Origin of the sequence: Sphingopyxis sp. 22461 (assembly GCF_052044915.1) — a bacterium.
Lineage (GTDB): Bacteria > Pseudomonadota > Alphaproteobacteria > Sphingomonadales > Sphingomonadaceae > Sphingopyxis.
Genome location: NZ_JBQENY010000002.1, coordinates 1 through 23,889, shown reverse-complemented (window position 1 = coordinate 23,889; position 23,889 = coordinate 1). Strand labels below are relative to the sequence as shown.

23 protein-coding genes and 2 tRNA genes are annotated in these 23,889 nt (G+C 63.6%); 9 read left to right on the top strand and 16 right to left on the bottom strand.

Annotation, left to right across the window (positions count from 1 at the left end):
- Positions 1 to 260 precede the first annotated feature (260 nt).
- From ACTJI5_RS02610 to ACTJI5_RS02600, 3 genes are all read right to left on the bottom strand, one after another.
- Complete coding sequence (locus tag ACTJI5_RS02610) at positions 261 to 1,472, bottom strand: CmpA/NrtA family ABC transporter substrate-binding protein (RefSeq protein ID WP_440859301.1); 1,212 nt, start codon at positions 1,470 to 1,472, stop codon at positions 261 to 263.
- On the bottom strand, positions 1,469 to 2,050 hold the full coding sequence (locus ACTJI5_RS02605; RefSeq protein WP_440859300.1) for an ANTAR domain-containing response regulator: 582 nt from the start codon (positions 2,048 to 2,050) through the stop codon (positions 1,469 to 1,471). Before ACTJI5_RS02605 ends, ACTJI5_RS02610 begins: the two co-directional genes overlap by 4 nt.
- Before the next feature lie 191 nt (positions 2,051 to 2,241).
- Positions 2,242 to 2,332 (bottom strand) — tRNA-Ser (locus ACTJI5_RS02600).
- A gap of 74 nt (positions 2,333 to 2,406) precedes the next feature.
- On the opposite strand from ACTJI5_RS02600, the gene ACTJI5_RS02595 reads away from it, so the two are divergent.
- Together ACTJI5_RS02595 and ACTJI5_RS02590 are read left to right on the top strand one after the other, a co-directional pair.
- Entirely contained in the window at positions 2,407 to 3,429 is a 1,023-nt protein-coding gene (locus tag ACTJI5_RS02595) for a peptidylprolyl isomerase (RefSeq protein ID WP_440859299.1), read from the top strand.
- Between the two features lie 4 nt (positions 3,430 to 3,433).
- Positions 3,434 to 3,748 carry a DUF1905 domain-containing protein gene (locus ACTJI5_RS02590; RefSeq protein ID WP_440859298.1) on the top strand — a complete coding sequence of 105 codons (315 nt, stop codon included), beginning with the start codon at positions 3,434 to 3,436 and terminating at the stop codon, positions 3,746 to 3,748.
- Here ACTJI5_RS02590 and ACTJI5_RS02585 read toward each other — a convergent pair.
- Positions 3,738 to 3,866 carry a hypothetical protein gene (locus tag ACTJI5_RS02585; protein WP_269433257.1) on the bottom strand — a complete coding sequence of 43 codons (129 nt, stop codon included), beginning with the start codon at positions 3,864 to 3,866 and terminating at the stop codon, positions 3,738 to 3,740. The two genes, ACTJI5_RS02590 and ACTJI5_RS02585, sit on opposite strands and share 11 nt — an antisense overlap.
- Positions 3,867 to 3,984: 118 nt before the next feature.
- Here ACTJI5_RS02585 and ACTJI5_RS02580 point away from each other — a divergent pair.
- Positions 3,985 to 4,059: transfer RNA gene (locus tag ACTJI5_RS02580), tRNA-Thr, on the top strand.
- A gap of 193 nt (positions 4,060 to 4,252) precedes the next feature.
- On the opposite strand, the gene ACTJI5_RS02575 is transcribed toward ACTJI5_RS02580, so the two are convergent.
- Together ACTJI5_RS02575 and ACTJI5_RS02570 are read right to left on the bottom strand one after the other, a co-directional pair.
- A complete protein-coding gene (locus tag ACTJI5_RS02575; protein WP_440859297.1) occupies positions 4,253 to 5,131 on the bottom strand; it encodes an FkbM family methyltransferase in 879 nt (292 codons plus the stop codon).
- Positions 5,132 to 5,253: 122 nt separating this feature from the next.
- Positions 5,254 to 6,132 carry a LysR substrate-binding domain-containing protein gene (locus tag ACTJI5_RS02570; protein ID WP_058538588.1) on the bottom strand — a complete coding sequence of 293 codons (879 nt, stop codon included), beginning with the start codon at positions 6,130 to 6,132 and terminating at the stop codon, positions 5,254 to 5,256.
- 143 nt (positions 6,133 to 6,275) lie between these two features.
- Between ACTJI5_RS02570 and ACTJI5_RS02565 the strand changes: the two genes are divergently transcribed.
- Complete coding sequence (locus tag ACTJI5_RS02565) at positions 6,276 to 8,597, top strand: CDC48 family AAA ATPase (RefSeq protein ID WP_439511820.1); 2,322 nt, start codon at positions 6,276 to 6,278, stop codon at positions 8,595 to 8,597.
- Here ACTJI5_RS02565 and ACTJI5_RS02560 read toward each other — a convergent pair.
- Positions 8,594 to 9,910 (bottom strand): MFS transporter, encoded by a 1,317-nt coding sequence (locus ACTJI5_RS02560; protein ID WP_440859296.1) that lies wholly within the window; start codon positions 9,908 to 9,910, stop codon positions 8,594 to 8,596. The two genes, ACTJI5_RS02565 and ACTJI5_RS02560, sit on opposite strands and share 4 nt — an antisense overlap.
- A gap of 147 nt (positions 9,911 to 10,057) precedes the next feature.
- On the opposite strand from ACTJI5_RS02560, the gene ACTJI5_RS02555 reads away from it, so the two are divergent.
- Positions 10,058 to 10,696: a class I SAM-dependent methyltransferase gene (locus ACTJI5_RS02555; RefSeq protein ID WP_440859295.1), complete on the top strand. Its 639-nt coding sequence runs from the start codon at positions 10,058 to 10,060 to the stop codon at positions 10,694 to 10,696.
- On the opposite strand, the gene ACTJI5_RS02550 is transcribed toward ACTJI5_RS02555, so the two are convergent.
- Positions 10,693 to 11,883: a phospholipase D-like domain-containing protein gene (locus ACTJI5_RS02550; protein ID WP_310254071.1), complete on the bottom strand. Its 1,191-nt coding sequence runs from the start codon at positions 11,881 to 11,883 to the stop codon at positions 10,693 to 10,695. The genes ACTJI5_RS02555 and ACTJI5_RS02550 overlap by 4 nt on opposite strands.
- 139 nt (positions 11,884 to 12,022) lie before the next feature.
- Here ACTJI5_RS02550 and rpoZ point away from each other — a divergent pair, with 139 nt between their 5' ends.
- Positions 12,023 to 12,367: a DNA-directed RNA polymerase subunit omega gene (rpoZ, locus tag ACTJI5_RS02545; protein ID WP_037515032.1), complete on the top strand. Its 345-nt coding sequence runs from the start codon at positions 12,023 to 12,025 to the stop codon at positions 12,365 to 12,367.
- 55 nt (positions 12,368 to 12,422) lie between these two features.
- On the opposite strand, the gene ACTJI5_RS02540 is transcribed toward rpoZ, so the two are convergent.
- From ACTJI5_RS02540 to ACTJI5_RS02505, 8 genes are all read right to left on the bottom strand, one after another.
- On the bottom strand, positions 12,423 to 13,028 hold the full coding sequence (locus ACTJI5_RS02540; protein WP_440859294.1) for a DUF3800 domain-containing protein: 606 nt from the start codon (positions 13,026 to 13,028) through the stop codon (positions 12,423 to 12,425).
- 8 nt (positions 13,029 to 13,036) lie between these two features.
- Complete coding sequence (locus tag ACTJI5_RS02535; protein ID WP_440859293.1) at positions 13,037 to 13,522, bottom strand: hypothetical protein; 486 nt, start codon at positions 13,520 to 13,522, stop codon at positions 13,037 to 13,039.
- 37 nt (positions 13,523 to 13,559) lie between these two features.
- Positions 13,560 to 13,946, bottom strand: coding sequence for a hypothetical protein (locus ACTJI5_RS02530; protein WP_440859292.1), 387 nt, complete (start codon positions 13,944 to 13,946; stop codon positions 13,560 to 13,562).
- Positions 13,947 to 14,007: 61 nt separating this feature from the next.
- On the bottom strand, positions 14,008 to 15,951 hold the full coding sequence (gene ftsH / locus ACTJI5_RS02525; protein WP_058538299.1) for an ATP-dependent zinc metalloprotease FtsH: 1,944 nt from the start codon (positions 15,949 to 15,951) through the stop codon (positions 14,008 to 14,010).
- An 81-nt stretch (positions 15,952 to 16,032) separates the two neighbouring features.
- Positions 16,033 to 17,037, bottom strand: coding sequence for a tRNA lysidine(34) synthetase TilS (gene tilS, locus ACTJI5_RS02520; RefSeq protein WP_440859291.1), 1,005 nt, complete (start codon positions 17,035 to 17,037; stop codon positions 16,033 to 16,035).
- Positions 16,991 to 17,938 (bottom strand): tetratricopeptide repeat protein, encoded by a 948-nt coding sequence (locus tag ACTJI5_RS02515; protein ID WP_440859290.1) that lies wholly within the window; start codon positions 17,936 to 17,938, stop codon positions 16,991 to 16,993. Before ACTJI5_RS02515 ends, tilS begins: the two co-directional genes overlap by 47 nt.
- A 114-nt stretch (positions 17,939 to 18,052) precedes the next feature.
- Positions 18,053 to 18,910 (bottom strand): helix-turn-helix domain-containing protein, encoded by an 858-nt coding sequence (locus ACTJI5_RS02510; protein ID WP_440859289.1) that lies wholly within the window; start codon positions 18,908 to 18,910, stop codon positions 18,053 to 18,055.
- 469 nt (positions 18,911 to 19,379) lie between these two features.
- Positions 19,380 to 20,795, bottom strand: coding sequence for an ISL3 family transposase (locus ACTJI5_RS02505; protein ID WP_440859288.1), 1,416 nt, complete (start codon positions 20,793 to 20,795; stop codon positions 19,380 to 19,382).
- Between the two features lie 753 nt (positions 20,796 to 21,548).
- On the opposite strand from ACTJI5_RS02505, the gene ACTJI5_RS02500 reads away from it, so the two are divergent.
- From ACTJI5_RS02500 to tnpC, 3 genes are read left to right on the top strand one after another with little or no spacing between them, the layout of a single operon-like run.
- On the top strand, positions 21,549 to 21,968 hold the full coding sequence (locus ACTJI5_RS02500) for a transposase (protein ID WP_440859287.1): 420 nt from the start codon (positions 21,549 to 21,551) through the stop codon (positions 21,966 to 21,968).
- A gap of 26 nt (positions 21,969 to 21,994) precedes the next feature.
- On the top strand, positions 21,995 to 22,321 hold the full coding sequence (tnpB, locus tag ACTJI5_RS02495) for an IS66 family insertion sequence element accessory protein TnpB (protein ID WP_440859286.1): 327 nt from the start codon (positions 21,995 to 21,997) through the stop codon (positions 22,319 to 22,321).
- A 31-nt stretch (positions 22,322 to 22,352) separates the two neighbouring features.
- Positions 22,353 to 23,876 (top strand): IS66 family transposase, encoded by a 1,524-nt coding sequence (tnpC, locus tag ACTJI5_RS02490; RefSeq protein WP_440859285.1) that lies wholly within the window; start codon positions 22,353 to 22,355, stop codon positions 23,874 to 23,876.
- The last annotated feature ends 13 nt before the right edge of the window (positions 23,877 to 23,889 follow it).

Here is a 23,889-nt window from a genome sequence, read left to right as displayed (position 1 = left end):
CGTCCGTCCCCTTGTGCGACGGGCAATAAAAAAGCCGCCAGGACGGCGGCCACGCGGGCGCATCCTGACGGCTTCATTGCCTGTTGGAGTGCAGGGAAAAGGCTCCCTGCCTGCCGCGCGGACCGGCCCCGTCGTTGGAGCCGTAGCCGCTTTATCCTGCCCCGGCAGCGTCGCCGAGTGCGTTTAAACTGCCTGATTCGCAGATGGCACGCAACTTGTTATTTCGCAGGTGCAGCATAAATTCGAATGCAGGAATAAACCTAGCTAAAATCAGATAGGTAGCCTTGAATATCGTCGGGATCGAAGGCGCGCCCGTCGAAAAAGCGGTCGCTGCCGAGCACAAGGCGGCCCTGTGTCGACCCGGCGCCAAGGGGCTCGCCGATCCCGCCTTCGAGCTTCGAACTGGCGCCGGGAAGAGGCGCGCCCGACCCCGCCAGTGCGGCGCGATAAACGTCCGGGCGGAACACCGCGGCGGCTGTCGCGGCATCGGCGGCCGAATAGTCGGCCCGGTCCCACCGAAGCATCTGCGAATAAAGCCATGCGGCCTGGCTGCGCCACGGGAAATTCGCGGCTTCGCGATACTGGAACATGAAGTCGGGATAGTGGATCGGTTCGCCGCCGGGGACGAGGCGGATGCGGTCGGTGATCGCGCGCAGCACCGCATCGCGCGAGGCGCCCAGATATTCGGCCCGCGCCAATATGTCGGCGCTTTCTTCGGCGGTGCCGGGTGCTACGAAATGGGCGGCGGCGGCGTGGAGCGCGCGCAGCAGCGCCTCGACGGCATCGCGCCGCTCGTCGATGACGGCTTCGCGCATCGCGAGGACCTTTTCGACGCCGCGGCGCCAGATTTGCGCGGTGGCGAGCGCGATATGTCCGACGCCGCGCTCGACCGCGATCGAGTTCCACGGCTCGCCGACGCATATGCCGTCGACCTCGCCCGCGGCGAGTGCATCGGCGGCGAAGGGCGGGCTGGTCACGACGATCTCAACGTCGGCGTCGGGGCGGATGCCCACCCCGGCGAGCCAGTAGCGCAGCATGTAATTATGGCTGGAGTAGCGGTGCACCACGCCAAAGCGTAGCGGTTTGCCCGCCACCTTCCGCGCGGCGGCGACGCGTTCGAGCACTACGCCGATCGCCGCGGGGTCGCCGAGTGTATCGCCGAGCCCGACATCTTTCGCGAGCCGGGTCGAAAAGGTCACGGCATTGCCGTTGAGACCGAGCACGAAGGGCACCGCCATCGGCACCGCCGGCCGGTCGCGGCCGAGCGCGGTCGCGATCGCGAGCGGCGCGATCATGTGCGCCGCGTCGGTGTGGCCATAGAGCAGCCGGTCGCGCACCGTCGCCCATGTCATGTCGCGGACCAGTTCGATGGTCACGCCCTCGCGTGCTGCGAAACCCAGCTCGTGGGCGAGGATGGGCAGCGCGGCGTCGACCAGCGGCAGGAATCCGATGCGGAATGTTTCGGCGCTCATTCCATCTCTCCCAGGAGCGCGTCGCTCGTGACAATCGCCTCGGCGATCTCGGCGATCCGGCGGTTGGTGCGCATCGCCTGGCCGCGCAGCAGCGCGTAGGCGGCGGGCTCGTCGATGGTGCGGCGTTTCATCAGGATGGCCTTGGCGCGATCAATCACCGTGCGTTCGGCCAGGGCATTTTTGGCTTCGTCGAGCTCGCGCTGGAGCCGCGAAAAGGCTTGAAAACGGCGCACCGCAAGGTCGATGACGGGTTTGATCCGCTGCTTCGACAGGCCGTCGACGACATAGGCCGACACCCCCGCGTCGATCGCGGCGCCGGTCGCCTCGGTATCGCTCTGGTCGACAAACATCGCGATCGGCCGGGCGAGCGCGCGCGACATGGCAAAGAAATCCTCGAGCAGGTCGCGGCTGGGATTTTCCAGATTGACCAATATGACTTCGGGCTTCGCCGCTTCGATTTGCGCGACCAGCGCGCCCGCCGGATCGATCAGCACCAGATCGTCGAGCCCCGCCTCGCGCAAACCATCGGAGATGATCGCCGCGCGCGTCGTGCTGGTGTCGATGATCGCGATCCGCATGGCCGCGCCTTTACGGCGTGGCGTTCGAAACCGCTAGGGGGATCGTGTTTCGAGCATCCAAGCTAACATATCGTGCCCGGATTTTGACATTTTCGACCACAAATGGATCAACGGCTGCTTGGCCCTGTTGACCACGCGAAAAGCGGAGGCTCACCGAGGATCGTGCCGATTTGACCGGAATATTGTTCGGGTGGCGGAGCGGGAGGGATTCGAACCCTCGATACGCTTTTGACGTATACTCACTTTCCAGGCGAGCGCCTTCGACCACTCGGCCACCGCTCCGCATGCTCTGGAACGGGCGCCCTAATCGCTTGGCGGGGCTTTCGCAAGCCGATTGGGCATGGCAGACATCGGCTATGAAACATCTGCTCCTGTCGGCCGTTGCTGCCGCGTCGCTCATCCTTCCCGCATATGGCGCGGAGCCCGCACCAATCCCCTCGCCGGGAGAGATTGCCGCTGCGGCGCCGGCGAGCGCCTGGGTCGCCATTGCACCGTCGGACCTGCTGGTGATGGACCTCGCGCCCGATGCGAAGGGCAAGCCGCGCCGCGTTGTCATCCAGCTGATGCCAGCGCCGTTCAGTCAGGGATGGATCGGCAATATCCGCAAGCTCGCCGCCGCGCACTGGTGGGACGGAACGAGCGTCAACCGCGTGCAGGACAATTATGTCGCGCAATGGGGCGATGCGACCGAGAAGAAGGCGTTGCCGGCGGGTTTGGCGATGGTTCCCGAGGTTGACTATGTCGTCGCCGACCCGGCGAGCGCCGAAACCACCGTGGAGGGAAAAACGGTCATAGTCATGTCAAAGGATGAAGCGGCACGACGGGCGGCGAGGATGAAAGAGGCCACCGCCATATTCGGAGATGGTTTCGACCCGGACGCCGATGCTTATGCCCCGACGGTGGCGTTCGAATCGGGCTGGCCGATCGGTCTCGACGATCGCGGAGTCCCCGACAGGAGGTGGCCGCTCCACTGTTACGCGACGGTCGGCGTCGGACGAAATATGTCACCTGATACCGGCAGCGGCGCCGAACTCTATGCCGTGATCGGACACGCCCCACGCCATCTCGATCGCAACATCGCCGTTGTCGGCCGCGTCATCAGCGGGATCGAGCATCTTTCGAGCCTGCCACGCGGGACGGAGGCGCTTGGTTTCTACAAGACCGACGCCGAACGCACACCCATCGCGTCGATCCGCATCGCGAGCGAATTGCCGGCGGCCGAGCAGCCGAAATTCGAATATCTGTCGACCGAAAGCGACAGCTTCGGCCGATATGTCGATGCGCGCGCAAACCGGCGCGATCCCTTCTTCATCACGCCCGCGGGCGGTGCCGATATTTGCAATATCCCGGTGCCGGTACGCCCGGTCGCCGCGAAGTAATTCCTTGGAGGAGTTTACCGTCACGACGCCGCTGTGGCGCTGGCAATCGGCGACTGCGCCCGCCGCGTGGTTCTTCGTCACGATCGCCGGTGAGGCGGCCGATGGGATTCGCATGGCGGCGATGACCGGGCAGTGGCTCGACGGGCGAAAGGGATTCGGATCTGCGCGTGTCGAGGCGAATATCGGCGGCACGCGTTGGAAGACGTCGGTCTTTCCGCACAAGGAAAGTGGCGGCTGGTTGCTGCCGGTCAAGGCGATGGTGCGAAAGGCCGAGGGGATCGCCGAGGGCGACGACGTGACGGTGACCGTCAGTCTTTAGGCGGTGTTTCGGCCTTGCTATCGCGCGCCTGCGCCTTGCGCTTGCGCAGATTGGCGCGCAGCGCCTCGGCGAGGCGGCGTTCGCGTTCGATATCGGAGGGGGAGGGCGTCTTGCTCACGCCATGAGCCATGCCCGCGAAATCGCCATATCGTCAAGCCTCGCACCTTGACAGGCGCAAGGCGCCCCGTCATAGGCCGCGCCTGCCCAGCGAACATCCGTTTGCCGGCATCCCGGTTGCTGCTGTAGCTCAGTGGTAGAGCGCGTCATTGGTAATGACGAGGTCGACAGTTCAATCCTGTCCAGCAGCACCATTTTCCTGAAGAGCTCGGAAGTTCGCACAGCAGCCGGCGCGTTGAAAACGACGCGCAAGGTCGTCGCAGTTTTACCGCGCAAACCATGCTGAATATCCGCAATCGGCGAAGACCGGATAATCCTGTCGCGCGTTCCGGAATCGGACGTCCCGAGCCCGCAGAGCAGGCGTGCTAGCCGATCAGGTCAGGGTTTTCAGGCCGGACGGGGAATTGCGATGATCTCGTCGAAATCGATCGCGCCGGCGCTCGCGGATCGATCGAAGGGATTGTGGACATCGTAGCCGCAGCGATCGAAGAGCGCGATAATCGCTTCGGGTGACGATCCGTTCCTTGCGAGCAACGGGCGGCTGAATTCGGAAAGGACCACAGGCCGATAATCGCGCAAAGTCTGTTGCGCGCCCTCGAAGACCATGCCTTCCGCGCCTTCGACGTCCACCTTTATGACGGCAGGCCGCAGCCCATTCTCGGCGACGAGGCTGTCGAGGGGCCTGGCCTGAACCGTTTCGGTCTGCACGGCCTGGCCAACTACCGACGGGTGCACGATTCCTCCCATGGACGAATATTCTTCGCGGCCCGGAACGATGTCCAGCGTCGCCAAACTCGCCTCGTTCGACACCAGGCCGTTGTACAATATGACCTTCGTCTCGACATCGTTGATCGTGACATTTTGCGAGAGGCGCGAAAATGCGGCCGTTGTGGGCTCTGCGGCGAGGACGCGCCCCGTCGTCAGCCGCTTCGCCGCCAGAACCGAAAAAAAGCCGACGTTCGCGCCAACATCGACAACATCACGATCGGGCGTCAGATGGGACAGGAAAAGCTGCACCAATTGGGGTTCGTAAAAGCCCTGGGAAAGAAGACGCCGAAGGATATGCGAGCGCGGCCCCAGTATGAATTCGCCGTCAAACTCTTCGACTCTCAGCCGGACATCCGATGCGACGAGACCCTCGACGCGATCGAGAACGGCTCTGGCGGGCGCCTGCCGATATCCCATCCACCTGTTCCGCCCATATAACGGGAGCGAAAAGACCGAACGGATGAACCGCGAACGACGTGCGAAATTCACCAGATCCATTTTGCAGCCTTCCCGAGCTTGATGAAGCTTAGAGGGTCGCAGCCTTGTCGCGCACTTATGTGGCGAGTGCAATTCCCGTCGTCGACGGGTCCGTCGTGCCTGTCCGCATCGTATTCATGATGCTATATCTTCGCGGCGAGCAACCAGTCGTGGAACAGCTTGACCGCCGGCTGGCGCAGCGCGCGGGGGCGGCACACGAACCAATAGCTGTACGGGCTATCGACGTCGAAATCGAACAGGCGGACGAGGCGCGGGTCGTGCGCATCGTCGAAATGATGGCCATGCATGAAGGCGACGCCGATCCCCTGCGCCGCAGCTTCGAGCATCAGCGGTCCCGAATCGAAATAATCGATCCCTGCCGGCTCCAGATAGGGCATGCCGATCGCCTTTTTCCACTCGGCGAAGGTCTCCGGCATCTCGCGATGGAGCAGGACGGTCATCCGTTGCATCTGTTCGGGCACGGCGATCGCGCGATCGCCGTCGGTCAATGTCCGCGAGGCAATCGGGAACACCTTGTCCTGGTCGAGCCGCGCGGCATAGAGCACGGGGTCGATCGAGCGTGCGAGCGCGATCGCGGCGTCGATGCCGTCGCCCAGCCGGGCTTCGGCATGCGACATGGTGTCGATGTCGATATGCAGTTCGGGGTGCTGGCGCCGAAGCTCGGGAAGCCGGGGGAACAGGCGCTGCTGCGCGAAAAGCGGCAGGACGTTGAGGTGCAGGCGCAGCGAGGCGTCGGGGCTGCCGACCTGTTCGATCACGTTACGCAATTCGTCGAGAATCGGCGACAATTGTTCGTGCAGCGCCCGGCCCGCTTCGGTCAGGCTGAGCCCGTGGTGGTGGCGGTTGAACAGCGGGCGGCCGACGGTGTGCTCTAGCGTCTGGATGCGGCGCGACAAAGCGGGCATCGACAGGCCGAGTTCGATTGCGGCCGCCTTGACCGTGCCGTGGCGGGCGACCTCGAGAAAGGCCTCCATGCTGCTGATGGGGGGAAGGCGTGGCATATCGGGTGCCGATGATGACATGACCTTGCCGGACATGCCAGAATTTTGTGCAGTGCGTCATAAATGGCTGTGGTGCCGGGGGTCGCAAATCGGGAACGACCATCCTATCTTCGGCATTCTGACTATTTTGCGGGAGACACGCCTTGGCCGACGCAGCGGTAAAAGAAAAACAGGTCAAACTGCAGGTGGCGAATGCACGCGCCGAAGAAAGCGGGGGAGGAATCGCCCGTATTCCGCGCTCCGCGATGGCCGAACTTGGCGTCACCGAAGGCGATATCGTCCAGATCAGCGGCAAACGCGAGACAGCCTCGCGCGTCGTGCTTCCCTATGCCGAGGATGAAGGGCTGGAAGTCATCCGGCTCGACGGCCTGCTGCGCGCCAATGCGGGCGCGGGCGCGGGCGATATGGTTGTGCTGAGCCGCGTGGAACCGCGCCCCGCGACGCGCGTCATATTCGCTCCGGCGCAGGAGAATCTTCGCCTGCAGGGCTCGGCCAATGCCTTGAAGCGCAGCTTCTTCGGCCGGCCGGTGGTCGCAGGCGATACGGTTGCGACCGCAGGGCAGCAGCGGCTGGAGTCGGGCGACATGCCGCCGCAGCTTCGCCAGATGCTCAACGCGCCCGCCTATGCGCTCGCCGAAGTACGCCTGCTCGTCGTATCGGCGACCCCCAAGGGAATCGTCTTCATTGACGAGAATACCGAAATCGAACTGCTTCCCGAATATCAGGAGCCGCACGACGCGCGCCGCACCGACGTCACTTACGACGATCTCGGCGGGCTTGGCGATACGATCGACCAGCTTCGCGAAATGGTCGAACTGCCGCTGCGCTATCCCGAACTGTTCCAGCGCCTCGGCGTCGATCCGCCGCGCGGCGTGTTGCTGCATGGGCCGCCGGGAACAGGCAAGACGCGGCTGGCGCGCGCGGTCGCCAATGAAAGCGACGCGCAATTTTTCCTGATCAACGGGCCCGAGATCATGGGCAGCGCCTATGGCGAGTCCGAAAAGCGGCTGCGCGACGTGTTCGAGGCGGCCGCGAAGGCTGCACCGTCGATCCTGTTCATCGACGAGATCGATTCGATCGCGCCGAAACGCGGGCAGGTGCAGGGCGAAGCCGAGAAGCGCCTCGTCGCGCAATTGCTGACGTTGATGGACGGGCTGGAGCCGCGAACGAACCTTGTCGTCATCGCGGCGACCAATCGCCCCGACGCGATCGACGAGGCGCTGCGGCGTCCGGGCCGTTTCGACCGCGAAATCGTGATCGGCGTTCCCGACGAAAGCGGCCGGCGCGAGATCCTAGGCATCCATACGCGCGGCATGCCGCTCGCCGAGAATGTCGACCTTGCCGAACTTGCGCGCACGACCTTCGGCTTCGTCGGCGCCGACATGGCGGCGCTGACGCGCGAAGCCGCGATCGAGGCGGTGCGGCGGATCATGCCCAAGCTCAACCTTGAGGAAGGCACGATCCCCCCCGAGGTGCTCGCGGAATTGCGCGTCACGCGTGAGGACTTCAACAACGCGCTGAAACGCGTCCAGCCGTCGGCGATGCGCGAAGTGATGGTGCAGGCGCCGAAGACGCGGTGGAGCGACATCGGCGGGCTCGACGCCGCGCGCGACAAGCTGATCGAGGGGATCGAACTGCCGCTGAAGAACCCTGCGGCCTTTCGTCGGCTCGGCATTCGTCCGGCGAAGGGCTTCCTGCTTTATGGGCCCCCCGGAACCGGCAAGACCCTGTTGGCGAAGGCGGCGGCACGCGAATCCGATGCGAACTTCATCTCGATCAAATCGTCGGATTTACTTTCGAAATGGTATGGCGAGAGCGAGCAGCAGATCGCGCGTCTGTTCGCCCGCGCACGCGCGGTTGCGCCGACGATTATCTTCATCGACGAACTCGACAGTCTGGTGCCAGCACGCGGCAGCGGCGCGTCGGGCGAACCACAGGTGACCGAACGCGTCGTCAACACGATCCTCGCCGAGATGGACGGGATCGAGGAGATGCAGTCGGTGGTCGTCATCGGCGCCACCAACCGTCCGAATCTGATCGACCCGGCGTTGCTTCGTCCGGGCCGGCTCGATGAACTGATTTACGTCGCGGTGCCCGACAAGGAAGGGCGCCGCCGCATCCTCGAAATCCAGACCGGCAAGATGCCGCTGGCGAAGGATGTCGACCTCGCGGTGCTCGCCGAAAAGTCGGACCGCTTCACTGGTGCCGACCTTGAAGATCTGACGCGCCGCGCGGGGCTTGCCGCGCTCAAGCGGTCGCTCGACAGCGACACGGTGACGATGGAAGATTTCGAAGCGGCGCTGAAGGACACCCGCGCCTCGGTGACCGAGGCGATGGAAAAGGATTATGAAAAGATCCAGGGCGAGATCAAGCAGGCCGCGATGAGCGTCGATCCGATCGGCTTCTTCGCGCCCGGCATGCTCAAGCCCGTGCGCGAGCGCAAGCACGACGATACGGCCGACTAAAGCTGTTGTTCCTTGGGCTGGTTCGGTTTCAGCGCCGACCAGCCCCACAGGACCAGCCAGCCGCAAAAGCCCGCCATCAGGCCGTAAGCGGCCATCGGATGCCAATTATAGAGCAGCACCCCGACCGCGGGCGATACGATATAGGCCGACCCGTTGATCGATGCGGTCATCCCCGCGACGCTGCCCTGATCGCGGCGCGGCACCGATAGCGACGCGCCCGCGGTGAAACCGGGACGGAACAGCCCGAAGCCGAGCGAGGCGAGGGCGAAGCCGATGATGATGCCGTGGAAGTCATAAGACAGGCCGGTCATCACCGTCCCGAGCCCGCCGAGACTGGCGCCGCAAAGCACCGCGGTACGCGGCGACATCTTGAGCAGCGGGATCAATCCCCATTGCGACAGCAGCGTTGCGAAGGCGCCCGCCATCAATACGATCCCCGTCATCGCGGCGCCCTCGTCGGGACGCAGGCGGAGGTGCAGGCGGTCGAGGATCAGGAAGCCGATCACGCCGAGCACCATCGCTTGCGCCTGCCCGCCGAACAAGCCGGCGAGCAACCACGGCCGCACGCGCGTATCGGTCCAGCGAAGGGGAGGGGTATCGACGGCCTGATCGATGATCTGGTCCTCGGCTTCTTCGGCGGCGGTCTGCGGTGAGCCACCCGTGGTGGGATAGGAAACGATCGCGCCGCGCGCGGCATAGCGGGGCATGTCGTCGGGCAGGCGCCAGCGCAGCATGACGAGCACGCCGAGGCCGATCAGCGCAAAGACGAGCAAGGGCCCGGCGAGGCCGACGATCGGCAGGATGAAGAAGGGAGCGATCGCGGGGCCGATGACGGTGCCGAGCCCGAAGGACGAGGAAACGAGCGAAAGCGCCTGCGTCCGCTGCGCGGGGTCGGTGCGCGCTGCGACATAAGCCTGTACCGCGGGGGGCGAGGCCGAGCCGAAGCCGCCGTAGAGGCTGCGAAACACCGCAAAGACGATGAAGGTGACCCCTGCAGCGAGATAGCCCTGAAGCCCGGCCCAGAGGGTCAGCCCGCACAAGGCCATCGACGACAGGAAGCCGATAACGCCGAGCGCCATCAATGCCTTGCGGCCGCGCTTGTCCGACTGGCGCGCCCAATGCGGCGCGGTGAGCACCCAGAGCAGCGCCGACCAGCTGAACGCCAGGCTGACCCAGACGTCGGGGATGCGCAATTTGGCGCCAATTGCGGGCAGGATCGATTGCATCGCGGTGTTGCCCGCGGCGGCGACCAGCATCACCGCGAAGAGCACCGCCATACGGTCGGAGGGGATGGAATGCGATGTCGTCGCCATGTTCGCCCCCTCCTTGGCTTTGGTCGGTAACGCCGCTTCTCCCTACACGCGGGCGCCCCGCTGTCTAGAGTCAAGACAGACTCTTTCCTTGCGCCAACGCGCCGATTTTGCCACGCCTTTGGTAACCGCAACAACGCGAAAGCCAACATGACCAATCCGCGGGCGCAGGCCCAAGAAACAAAAGCCCCGCTGACCCGCCGGGTTCGCGAAGGCGTAAAACGCTTTTTCGGACCGTGGGGCATGTTCGTCCGCGGCTTCATCAAGCATCCGGTCATGGTGGGATCGATCGTGCCGTCGTCGCCGACGCTGATCCGCCACATGCTGAAGCCCGTCGACTGGAAGAACACGAAGCTCTTCGTCGAATATGGCCCGGGCGTCGGCACATTTTGCCGCCCCATACTCGAACATATGGCCGGCGATGCGACGCTGATCGCGATCGACACCAACGAGGATTTCATCGACTATCTGCGTAAGGACATCCGCGACAGCCGCTTCATCGCGGTCCACGGCTCGGCCTCTGATGTCGAAGAGATCGTACGCGCGCATGGTTTCGAGCACGCCGACTATGTCCTTTCGGGCTTGCCTTTTTCGACGCTTCCCGCCGGCGTCGGCCCGGCGATTGCCGCCGCGACGTACCGCGTGCTTCGCCCCGGCGGCGCGTTCCTTGTCTATCAGTTCCGCGCTCGCGCGCGCGATTTCCTGGCCGTCCACTTCAATCGCATCGACAATGCGTTCGAATGGGTCAATGTCCCGCCCTGCTTCCTGTTCTGGGGCTGGAAGGACTAAACTTCCGGGTCGGGATCGCCGAGCCCGAAGTTCAATTTTCGCGACACCGTATAATCGACGATGCCGACCACGAACCAGGCGAGCGTCCAGCGGATGCGCGTCAGCCAACCGGCGCGCGCCTTGTGCGAATTCGGTGTGATGACTTCGCAATCGGACCGCATTTCCGCGACGAAACCGCGCATCTGTCGGGCAAAGCCCGCGTCGGCGATCCGCACCATCACCTCGACATTCACGAACAGGCTGCGCACGTCGAAATTGGCCGAGCCGATATAGACGACATCATCGATGATGATCAGCTTCATGTGCAGTTTGCACGGCTGATATTCACACACATCGGCGGATTTGCGCAGCAAATAGCCGTAGAGCAGGCGCGATGCGCCGATCGTTGCTGCATTGTCCGATTTGCCTGCCATCACGAAGCGCGCCCGCCCACGCTGCGCGACGCGTCCGAGGCGGCGGAGCATGCCCTGGCCCGGGGAAAAATAGGCCATCGCCATGTCGAGTTGGCGCGCGTTTTCGAGGTCAGCGCGCACCGCGCGGGCCCAGGGCGACAGCCGCTGGGTGGGGCCGCCGACCAGCCAGGATATCGCGCCATTGTCGATCGGCCATTCGCGGATCAGTCGCCGCAACATCAGCAGTTTGCCGTCGTTGTTGACGGTGTAATCATGGATTTCGTCGAACCATAGCGCCGCGCGTGCGATACTCGGTCCCTTGACGATCATCCCGATGTCGAACCAGCAATCGCTGCGCGGGGGGCTCAGATAATCGTCGGCGATGTTGAAGCCGCCGGTTACCGCCACATGATCGTCGATCAGGACCAGTTTCTGGTGGTTGCGGATCAAATAGGTCGAGCGCCAGCGGCGCGAGAAAAAGGTAACGCTGCCGCCGGCTTCGCGAAGCGGCGCGAACAGGCCGTCGGGCGTGTCGCCCGACCCGAAGCTGTCGATAACCGCGCGCACGCGCACGCCGCGTCTGGCGGCGACCAGCAAGGCGTCGACGATGCGCACGCCCGCGGCGTCGCCCTCGAAAATATACATGATGATGTCGATGCTGTGCGCCGCGCCGTTGATCAGGTCGAGCAGCCGGGTCAGCCGCTCGCCGCCGTCGAAGATCAGCTCGAGCCGGTGACCAGCCACGTCCGCCGTCAGTCGTTCGGACAAGTCGACGGGTGCGCAGGCTTCGGTCATCAACCGCTCATAGGCCGGTGTCTGCAAAGCCCGCAAGGGCAGCGCTTTGATTGACATCGCCCGCCGGTGCTGCTAGCGCGCAGCGCTTGCCGCCATGCCCCTCCAAAGGGCTGGCCTCTCCTATACCTAAGGAAACAATATGGCCCGCGTTACCGTCGAGGATTGCGTCGACAAAGTTCCCAACCGTTTCGACCTGGTCCTGCTCTCCGCGCATCGCGCGCGCGAGATTTCGGGCGGTTCGGAGCTGACCGTCGATCGCGACCGCGACAAGAACCCGGTCGTCGCGCTGCGCGAGATCGCCGAACAGACCGTGCGTCCGAAGGATCTGAAGGAAACGCTCGTCGGTTCGATGCAGAAGGTCGTCGTCGACGATGACGATACGCCCGATGAAATCAGCTCGATCAGCCGCTCGGCCGAAGCGCTTCGCCTGACCGCCGCTGCGCCGCCGCGCAGCCCCGCGGGTGGTGGCAGCGACTTCGAATAAGCGCTGTATAATCCGATCACCAAGGGGGCCGCAGGAAACTGCGGCCCTTTTTGTGTCAGTCGACCTCGGTCAACTCGGCAATGCGGATGGCCTTTGACGCCAGCATGGGTTCGATGATCCGCTGGATGCGATGCGCGCGCGGCGAACCGACCGTGATATTGAACAGGCTGTTCGCGATCACGTCGGCGATCTGGACCCCGTCGCTGCGTTTGCTGTCGGCCAGCGACGCACGGCCCCATTGGCCGAGCCCCGCCTGTATCTCTTCGCGTACATGCGAAAGGATCTTCGGATCATAGCGTCCGTCGTCGATCACGACGTCGGTACAGACCCCGCCGGTTTCGGGCAGCCAGTGGCCAACCGCACTGTTGAGCAACGCGCCATAGAGCGCGAGGTCGCTGGGCAGCGTGCCGCCCGGGTTTTGCGCGAGCTTGTCGCGTTCGGCGACGGCCACCCAGGCGCGGCCGCCGGCGCGGTCGAAGAGTTCGAGCAGATAGGCGCGTTCGACAACGCTGATGCGGCTGCCCTTGAGTTCGCCGCGCAGTCCGGTCACGCCACGAAAGCGCGCGTGGATGTCCGCCGCGGCCTTGGGGGTCAGCATCACCGCCGAAAAGGTCATCGCGCCGGCGTTGAGACCACCCGATTCATCGCAATAAATGGTCATCTAGCGGTTCACCGAACCCGGCCGAAAAAAGCGACCGAGCGGCTTTGCCCCGGGGCGATCGCATCGGGCCACAGCCAGCGGACATGCGTCACATCGGCGGCCGTCGCGGGACGGGGCGCCGCGCCGCCGACGGGCACCGTCAGCGCCGCGAGCGCGCCGAACGTCTTGCCGCCGTCGGTCGAAACGCCGAAACCCGCCGTATCGGCGGTGTCGTCGAACATAAGGCCCTCGGGGATCGGATTGACCAAATTGAGCCCTGCCGCGGGGGCTGCGCCGTTGTTGGTGAAGGTGAGCGCTACGCGGACGCGGTCGCCCGGGACGACCACATCGGGTGCAACATAGGTCTTTTTCGGCGGTTGGCCGTCCGACGACGCGGTCGATTTTTCGAGTTCGATCTTGCTTGTCAACGAGCCGGTACCCTGCGCCGCCGCCGGCTGAATGCCCGCCGCAAAAACGGCCGCCAAGGCCAGGGCATTCCACGCTTTGCCGATCATCGCCGTCTCCTTTGGTCCTGGCCGCACCTTTGACGCATCAAACGGGGCAGGGATAGCGTTTCTTCATCAGCGCATCGAACGCCGAATAGACGCTGACCGACTTGCGTGCCGAGACGGGATAACTGCGCAGGTGGGACAGCCATTGATCGGGGGTCAGGCTCCCCGATTCCGGGGGGCAACTTGTCGTCTTGCGACCGGCGCGGCGTTCGGCATCGATCCGCGCCTTATAGCGTTTGCCCGCGGCGACCACTTCGCCCTTGAGCTGGTTTCCCTGCGGGGTCGCGAGCGCCAGCGGGCCGAGCCGTTCGAGCGAGGCTGCGCGCGCGAGGAATGCCGCGACGCTCATGTCGCCTGGCGCCATCGCACAGAGGAAGGGGGCGGCGAGCAGGGCAGGCAAGATGCGTGCATATGTCCCTTTGGTCATATGCCGCAACTTGCCCCCACCCAATGAATAGTCCCTGAATCGAAGGAGCTAGGCGGAAAGCCTAGGCGCCCTGCGGGTTGGCGTCACCGAACGGGCGCGGCTTGCGCTTGATCTGCGGGATGCCGCCGGCATGGCCCGACACCGGGGTGCCGCGCTTGCCGGCTTCGTCTTCGCGGCCGATGTCTTCGCCCTTGATCGCGCGCTTCGATTCCTCGCCCGACAGCGTCTCATATTCGAGTAGCGCACCGGCGAGCAGATGAAGCTCGTCGATATTGTCGGTCAGCACCTTGCGCGCGACCTTTTCGCCTTCCTCGACGAGGCGGCGGACTTCGGCGTCGATCAGCTTGGCGGTCTCTTCCGACATATTCTGCGCGCGCGACACGCTATGGCCGAGGAATACCTCGTCCTGATTGTCGCGATAGCGCAGCCAGCCGAGCTTTTCGGACATGCCATATTCCATGACCATCGAACGCGCCATGTCGGTCGCCTGCTGGATGTCGTTCGACGCGCCGGTGTTGAGCTCGTCCTTGCCGTAGATCAGCTGTTCGGCGATGCGGCCGCCGAAGCAGAGCGCAAGGCGCGCCTTCATCTGCTTCATATTGGTCGAATAACGATCGCGTTCAGGCAGGTTCCACGTCACGCCCAGCGCGCGGCCGCGCGGGATGATCGTGACCTTGTGCAGCGGATCGCAGCCGTCGACGTGCAGCGAGACGAGCGCGTGGCCGGCCTCGTGATAGGCGGTCGACTTCTTTTCGTCCTCGGTCATGACCATCGAGCGGCGTTCGGCGCCCATCATGACCTTGTCCTTCGCCTCTTCGAACTCGTCGTTGGCGATCAGGCGCTTGCCCTTGCGCGCGGCAAGCAGCGCAGCTTCGTTGCAAAGATTGGCCAGATCGGCGCCCGAGAAGCCCGGGGTTCCGCGCGCGACGCGGCGGAGGTCGACGTCGGGTGCGAGCGGCTTCTTGCGCGTGTGGACTTCAAGGATCTTCTGGCGGCCCTCGATGTCGGGGCGCGGCACGACGACCTGGCGGTCGAAGCGGCCCGGACGCAGCAGCGCGGGATCGAGCACGTCGGGGCGGTTCGTTGCCGCGACGATAATGATGCCTTCATTGGCTTCGAAGCCGTCCATTTCGACGAGAAGCTGGTTCAACGTCTGTTCGCGCTCGTCGTTACCGTTGCCGAGGCCGGCGCCGCGATGGCGGCCGACCGCGTCGATTTCGTCGATGAAGACGATGCACGGCGCGTTGCGCTTGGCCTGTTCGAACATGTCGCGGACGCGCGATGCGCCGACACCGACGAACATTTCGACGAAGTCCGAACCCGAAATGGTGAAGAAGGGAACGCCTGCTTCACCCGCGATTGCGCGGGCGAGCAAAGTCTTGCCGGTGCCGGGCGAGCCGACGAGCAACGCGCCCTTCGGAATCTGACCGCCGAGTTTCGAAAATTTGGTCGGATCGCGCAGGAACTCGACGATTTCTTCGAGCTCTTCGCGTGCTTCATCGATGCCCGCGACGTCGTCGAAGGTCACCTTGCCCTGCTTTTCGGTCAGCATCTTGGCGCGCGATTTGCCGAAGCCCATCGCGCCCGAGCCGTTGTTCTTCTGGACCTGGCGGAAGACGAAAAAGGCGATGCCGAGGATCAGCAGGAAGGGCAGCGACTGGACGAGCATATACATCCAGAAATTCGGCGCTTCGGTCGCCTTGCCGTCATATTTGACGCCATTGTCGTTGAGCATCTTGAGCAGTTCGGGATCGCGCACGACGTTGGCGCTGAAACGGTCGCCGTTCGACAGCGTGCCCGTCACCTTGTCTTCGGACAGCACGACGTCCTTGACGGCGCCTTCCTCGACCTTTTGCCGGAACTCGGAATAGGCAAGCGGATTGCCGACAGGCTGCGAAGCGCCGCCGAACATCGAGGCGACGAGGAGCATCGCAAGCAGAATGCCGCTCCAGATCATCACGCTCTTCATCCAGGGATTGCCCTGCGGTTCCTTGTCGTCCTGCATTCGGATTCGTTCCTCAACGGCGCGGTACTGCGCTCCTATCCGCACAAGATAGGATAATCGGGTTAAATGACAATGAGGCAATCAGCCCTTTTTCGCTGCTTTCCTGCGCGGCGCCGCGGAAATGCGCCAGATCGTCCCTTCGAGGCCGCGCACCGCATCGATCAAGAGCGCGCCGACCATCGCTCGCCGCCCTTCGTGCATCGCGGCGATCACGCCGTCGAGCGAGGCACCGCGCAGCACGAGCTGCGGCGCGTTGGCGCGCAACCGCTGCGCGACGATGCGGCGAAACATCTCGGGCGGATAGCCGTCGTTGCGGATCACCGCGACGTCCGACGCATCGGGCCAGGAAGCAATCAGCCGTTCGACCGCCCAGTCGAGCGCCTCGTCGGCTTCGGCGAGCCACGCCGCCGATTTGGCCGCGGCAGCAGGGTCGAGCGCGGTCTGCGACTGAAGCGCGTGACGCAGCCTCGCCCGATCGAAGCGATTGTCGCTGTTCGACGGATCGTCGACGAAGGGCAGGTCGTTTTCGAGCGCCAGATGGACAAGCTCGCTGCGCCGCCAGTGCAGGAGCGGGCGCAGGATTGCCCCATTGCGCGCGCGGATCGCGGCAAGCCCGCCGACGCCGCTGCTGCGGTTGAGCCGCATGACGATCGTCTCCAACTGATCGTCGGCATGGTGCGCCGTGACGATCTGGTTGAGTGCCTTGGCCTCGCGCCATTGTTCGAGCAGGCGGTAGCGTTCGGTGCGCGCCGCGGCCTGCAACGAGCCTTTGATCGGAGCGGGTGGCCGCAGCGTCGAATGCGGAATATGCTCGCGTTCGCAAAAGCTCGCGACCATGCGCGCCTCATCGTCCGAGCCCTTGCGCAGGCCATGGTCGACCGTCGCTGCCCAGACCTGTCCGGGCAGCAGCGACGCCATCAGCCAGAGCAGCGCCATGCTGTCGGGCCCGCCCGAAACGGCGACGCCATAGTGGAGGCGGTGCCAGTCGGACCCGACGAGCGCGGCGAGATCGCCGGCGAGCCGGTCCGCGGCGTCGCGGTCAGCAACCTGCTTTTGTTTTTGCGGCGGCAGCATCGGTCCGGACATCCTGCGGCGCCTTGTCGCCATAGACTTCGTCGAGTTCGCGGAACGCCTTGCACGCGTCGGCCTTGCGGCCGAGCTTGTCGAGCGCGACGCCCATGTACATCAGGCTGTGCGGCGCGCGTGCGCCGCTCGGGCGATCCTTGTAATTATTGTAAAAGGCGACCGCGGCAAGGCTCGGCTTGCCTTCGTCGAGATAGGAGCGGCCGAGCAAATTCTGCGCAAAGCTCGCCTGGCTGCTCTTCGGCCATTTGGTAACGACGGTCTTCAGCTGCGCCTGCGCTTCGGGATAGAGCTTCGCTTCCCACAGGCGATAGCCATAGTCGTATGCGTCCTTGGTTTCGTTGCCGCTGGCCGGGACCTCAACCTTCTGGACGAGCGCGAGCCGCGCGGCGTCGGTGGTCGCGGGCTTTGCCGCCGGCTTGTCGGCGGGCTTCTTCACCGGGGTGGCCGCGACCGTGGTCGCCGCTGCCGGCGGCTTCACCGCCGGGGCGAGGCTGGCGGGCGTCGCGGTGGGGGCGGCTTCGACTGCGGGATCGGCGAAGCGCTTGTCCATTTCGGCCTTGTAGGCGGTGAACTGCTTTTCGAGTTCACGGAGCTGGAAGGCATTTTGTTCGGTCTGGCCAGTGAGTGCCTGCAACTGCGATTCGAGCGCGTCGACGCGCGCGGTCAGGTCGATCACCGGAGCATTGGTGCGCGCGCGTTCGCCGGGCGTGTTGTCGGGCGCGATCTCGCCCTCGAAGAAGGTCGGGCTGCCGCCCGGGAAGACCGACCGTTGGACCGCGCGCATTTCCTTTTCAAGCCGTTCGACCCGCTTGACGACCGCAGTATCCTGCGCCGCCGCGGGCATCGCCGCCACGAGCGCGACCGTTGCCGCTCCAAGGAAAGTGATCTGACGCATCATCATCTGCCGTTAGGTCCCCACTAATTAACCATTTCGTTGCTCATAACGCGGCAAAGCACGGCAGCGCAAACCCATTTCGGTGCACTGCCGCTCGAGCCGGCCCGATTGATCGGCGGTTCAGCCCTTGGGGCGCGGTCCCGCCGCCGGTGCCGGTGCGCCATTGCCTTCGGCGCGCGCCACCAGATCCGCGGGCTTCAGCGAGACATTCTTGACCAGCGTGTCGGCGGGGCCGATCGGGCCGATGTCGCGGCCGCCGACGGTGACCTTGAGCGCCTGCGGGATGCTCGTGCGCAGCGTGAACTGTTCGATATATTCGGGCGGGACCTGATAGGTTTCGCCCGCGTCGAGCGTGCGCCAATTCTCGGTCTTGCCCTTTGCGTCGTCGAAACCGATCCAGACTTCCGAAACGCCCGTCAGCACGACCGGTGCGTTCGCGGCGACGGCGGACTGCCCGGTTGCGGCCTTGGTCGCCGGGGTGGCCCCAGCATCGCTCTGCGGTGCTTCCGACGCGTCGGCGGCGCGATTCTGCGCCGCGATCAGGGCTTCGTCGGGTTCGACCGACAGGAAACGCCATACGCCATACGCCGATGCGAGCAGCAGCGTGACGATGACGAGGGTCCAGGTCAGCCGCGCGGTGGGCAGGCGTGCCGGATCGGTCGGCTCATAGGCTTCGTACAGCGGACGCGAGCCATAGGCGTCTTCTTCGAGCTCGTGGCGAATTGCGGAGCCGATCTCGGCCTCGGGAAGATCGACGGCGCGGGCATAGGCGCGCGCGAAGCCGGTGACATAGGTCCGGCCCGGAAGTTCCGAATAATCGGACTTTTCTATCGCGGCGAGATGGCGCTGGGTGATGCGCGTGCGGGTCGCGACATCGGCAAGCGACAGCCCTGCAGCCTCCCGCGCCAGCCGGAGCCGATCGCCGGTGCGCGTGATCGCAAGCTCGCCCTGTTCCGGGGCGACGTCCTCATCTGCCATTACTGTCTCCGTGCCGGCCGTTTGACCCAGATCGACCGTGTCGCCCATTCATCGCATTTACGGCGCGGGAAAGTCAAATGAAGTTCGGTAAATTGCTGGTTGAAAGGATGCCGATTTGGGGTTGGTGGAATTGGCGTCTGGATCGAACGGAACCAGCAGTAAAGATGGTCCGCGCAGGTGGGCACGTCCAAATCGGGAAAGGTCGGTGCAAGGGCCTGCCGTCGCCGTCCCATGATCTCACTATGGCGGATTTCGGCGTTTTTTTTACTCACAGAGTGGATACAGCGGCCTATGCCCGAGAACCGCGCATTTTCTCACACTCTAAAAGAGGGCACCGATCTGCCGCCCAGATCGAATGTTCGCCGGTGCACTGCATACTCCCATTGCTAGGCAGTCATGGAAGCTGGGTTCGTCAAAACCTGACATCGCGTCTGCTATCAAATGTTATGGTCGCATGGCGATGTCGCAATTACACTATCGGTGGACTGGTGGGGCTGGTGAGGCTCGGGAAGTCGTAGATTTCGTCATTCAGGCATTCGTGACAAACGAAGTCTTGGTGAAACCGAGGCGGCGGCATCATGAGTGGCCCAGAAAACGCTTTCCAGCCTGTCATCTGCGCGGCCTCGTCTAGAGGATTGCCACATGAGCAGCAGACAGGCTTCGTTGCCCGCCAAGCTTCGTCCTTAGCTTCCGCTTCGTCTTTCAACCTACCTGGTCGTTTTCCGAAAAGAGCGCGGGCTCTGATGGATTCAAAATCATATCCAGCGCCGTAATTATATACCCTCTTTATCGCGCCGTTCCTGGCTTCGGTTTTGCCATTTGTTAGCCGCCCGTGGTCGAAAAAATTCAAGATCTCGTCGTGCCAGTTGTCGATGGCCGACGCGACCGCTGCGAAAACGTGCAGGGGATCGTTCGGTATGGATGCGCGCCATTCGTCGATCGCCGCCTCTGCCGTCGCGCGGTCGTGCAATTCCCAGATACTCAACAAGGCTTCTTTGGACTCGTACGCCGCATAGAGCTTGGATGAATTGGCCAGCCAACCTCCAAGGTCGAGTGCCTCGCTAGGGCTTAACTCTGACCGTCGTTTGAGAAATATCCCGTTCACGCTTTTTAACTCAGTCGTTGTCTCGAGGTGAATGGTTCTTTGATAACGACGACGCGCCTCATCCATTGCATCGTTCACTTTATCAACCATGTGCCACCGGTCGACGATAACGGCGGCCTGCGGAATTGTTCTCTTCACCGCCGCCCTATACTGCCACCTCATGTCCATAGTGACGGCCTCAACGTCCCCCCGGTTCGGTAGTCGCATGAGGAAGTTCCGGATAGACGCCATGGTTCGGTTGGGGAGCATCTCGAACGGCCAGCTGTCGTCAAGGTTGATGAAGATGGCCCGAAACACATCGCGGAGCTTCAGTTCATCAAGGCCGATGTGGCGGGGCGCTCGTAAATCGCGCGCGTGCTTTTTAGACAACTGCGTGTGATATGCCTTGCTGATAACTCCGACGGTTTTCTCAGGCACACCAGTGTCTTCGGTAACATGAGCGATTGGTTTCAATAGAGATTGTTTTTCGATGTAATTGACCAAGCGCTTGGTCATTCGGTACGAGTGATGCATTCCCCGCAATGGCTGCATGAATGAGGCGCCGCACTCGCGACAAGTATATTTGGTCAGGTGGACGTGGATGAACGTAGTCCGGCCGTGAACTGGCGCGTCGACGAACTTCTTCGTTCGTCCTCCGCGTTTGCTCAGGCTGCCGGGGATTCCGCATCGCTTGCACGCTTTGGGTGCGAGCTCATAGGTGGCAGTGATCTGATAGGCCTCGTTTTCGTCAATGACGACGTCAGAAACCGACCAGTCTGGCATCAGGAGAATATTCCACATGCTCTCTGTAGTGATATGAAATCTATTAATAAAATCTATAGGGCGCCGGTGAAATTGATCGTGTTTTGGTTGCATCTGCGCTCGCGCTGGAACCGCGCCCGGGTTATGTCTAGCGGATGATGGGTTCGACGGATTCCCCATCACCAGCGATGATCCCGCGGACAAAGCTCTGCTGGACGAGTTCGCGACCTTGCCTGGGCGCACGGGCAACTGATGCCATCTATTACCGGCGATCCGGCGAACATCGCAACTGAGACCTCGGATCGGATGGCCCAATCAGCAATTTCAGAACGTTGTACAAGACCGCGTCCATACCCGCAGCGTCGTCGCGCTCCTGGGCACGGGCATCCGCCGGCAGACGAGGCCGCGTTCAAGGCGTGGCGCGCAATTTGGGTGCAGCTGACATCACATTGGCCATCGGATGACGCGTGGATTGCCTCGCGCGGTCTGGCGCGGCACCTTCTAATCCACAGCTGTGAAATCGAAAATTTACCTCCGACATTCAAAACGCGGGCTGTAATGGAGGTCCAATTACAGCTCTTAATTTTGCAATCACCGATGAAGGCATTTTTCTCGCGACCGACACGCTAGTCAGCCGCGATGGTCGGCCATTGATGTTTACAGCCAAGGTCCTGACGCTGCCTCACCTGAACGGTCTTATATCCGGAACGGGTTCGATGGTCCTGTTTCAACGTAAGCGATGTTCGGGCCCCACCTTGTTTGGTTTCGTGATTGAGGCAGACCAGAGGGGATATGGACGACGCGACGCTAACGACCGGACTGGACACGCGCACTGGAGTTAGTCCGGAGCCGGCCCGGCGCCTCGAGGTGTTCAGTGGGACGGTCGGTCGACGCCGATCGTGGACCGTGGAGCAGAAGTTGGCGATCGTCGCAGAAGCGCAGCATTGCGATAATCTGACGGCGCTTGCTCAGCGGCACGATATCCGGACCTCCCAGCTCTACACCTGGCGCCGCGAGCTTCGTTACGCGCTGGAAGCCCAGCGTGGCTCGATGGATGCGGAGCCGATGTTCGTGCCGGTGGTCGCCGACAACGCCCGACGCAGCGATGTCGCGATAGAAGTGGAGATCGATGGTGCCGTGATCCGGATTGGGCGAACGGCCAAGGCCGATCTGGCTGCTGCCGTGGTGCAAGCCCTTCGGTCGGCTCGATGATCGGGCCTGGCGCTGGCGCCCGCGTCATGATCGCAACGCGGCCCGTAGATTTCCGCAAAGGGCCGGACGCGTTGGCGGCGTTGGTCGGTGCCGAGTATGGCGGCGATCCCTTTTCCGGGGTGATTTACGTCTTTCGGGCGAAGCGGACCGACCGGATCAAGCTGGTCTGGTGGGATGGAACCGGCCTGTGCCTGATGGCTAAGAAGCTGGAGTCAGGGAGCTTCAAGTGGCCGGGGATTCAGGACGGCGTGATGCGTGTGACGGCGGCACAACTTGGCGCTCTGCTGGAAGGTCTGGACTGGCGCCGAGTGCATGGCGGACGCCGCCCGATCGCTCCGCAGATTGCCGGTTGACGCGGCCTTCCCATGCTGATTCACTGCTTCCATGCTCATGGAAGCCGACCTTCCCGATGACGTTGAAGCGCTTCGCGCGCTCGTCCTCGAACAGGCTCGCGAGCTCGATGCGCTCAAGATTTTCAAAGCCGAGGTCGAGCGTCTACAAGCGATCATCGACGCCCTGCAGCGTCACCGTTTTGGCCGCCGGTCCGAACAGCTCGATCCCGATCAGTTCCAGCTTGCCCTCGAGGAAGTCGAGACGGCCTTGGCCGCGGCCGAACACGCTCGCGACAAGGCAAGCGGGGCTCCGGCACAGCGGCCGCGGAAGACCAACCGGGGTTCGCTGCCGACGCATCTGGAGCGGGTCGAACAGATCGTCGATGTCGAGACGAAGACCTGTGTCTGTTGTGGCGGCGCGCTTCATCAGATCGGCGAGGACGTCGCCGAGCGCCTCGATGTCGTGCCGACCACCTTCCGTGTCCTCGTCACCCGCCGCCCGCGCTACGGTTGCCGTTCATGCGAGGGTGCGGTCGTGCAGGCCCCGGCACCGCCGCGGATCGTCGAGGGCGGTATCCCGACCGAAGCGCTGATCGCGCAGGTGCTGGTCTCCAAGTATGCCGACCATCTTCCGCTATACCGGCAGACACAGATCTATGCCCGGCAAGGTATCCAGCTCGATCGCTCGACGCTGGCCGACTGGGTTGGCCGGGCGGCATGGTATTTGCGCCCCTTGCGCGATCACATCCTCGAGCGATTGCGAAGATCGGAACGCTTGTTCGCCGACGAGACGACGGCGCCGGTGCTCGATCCCGGACGCGGGCGGACCAAGACCGGGCAGCTATGGGCCTATGCACGCGATGATCGCCCCTGGGGCGGCAACGATCCGCCGATGGTCGCCTATGTCTATGCCGCCGACCGCAAGGCTGAGCGGGCAGAAGCCCATCTCGGCGATTTCGCGGGCATCCTGCAGGTCGACGGCTATGGCGGCTATGCCGCGCTGGCGAAGCGGCGTCAGCAGATTCGGCTCGCCTTCTGCTGGGCCCATGTGCGCCGCAAGTTCTACGAGCTCGCCGACACATCGCCGGTCGCCACCGAGGTGCTGCGCCGCATCGCCTTGCTCTATGCCATCGAAGACGAGGTGCGAGGTGCGCCGCCCGAACAGCGCCAACAAGCCCGGGGCGAGCGCAGCCGCGCCATCATCGACGATCTGCGTCGGTTTCTTGAAGCCCGCAGCCGTCAGGTCAGCGCCAAAGCGAAGATCGGTGAAGCAATCCGCTACGCGCTCACTCGCTGGGACGGGCTCTCCCGCTTCCTCGACGATGGCCGGGTCGACCTCGATAGCAATGCCGTCGAGCGGTCGATCCGCCCCCTCGCTTTGAACCGCAAAAATGCCCTCTTCGCAGGCTCTGATGAAGGCGGAGACAACTGGGCCGTCATCGCCACGCTCATCGAAAACTGCAAGCTCTCCGGTCTCAACCCCCACACTTGGCTGACCGAAATACTGACCAAGCTCGCCAACGGGCATCCCGCCAATGCCGTCCGCAACCTCATGCCCTGGACCGCCGTGGCCTGAAAACATCGCTTAC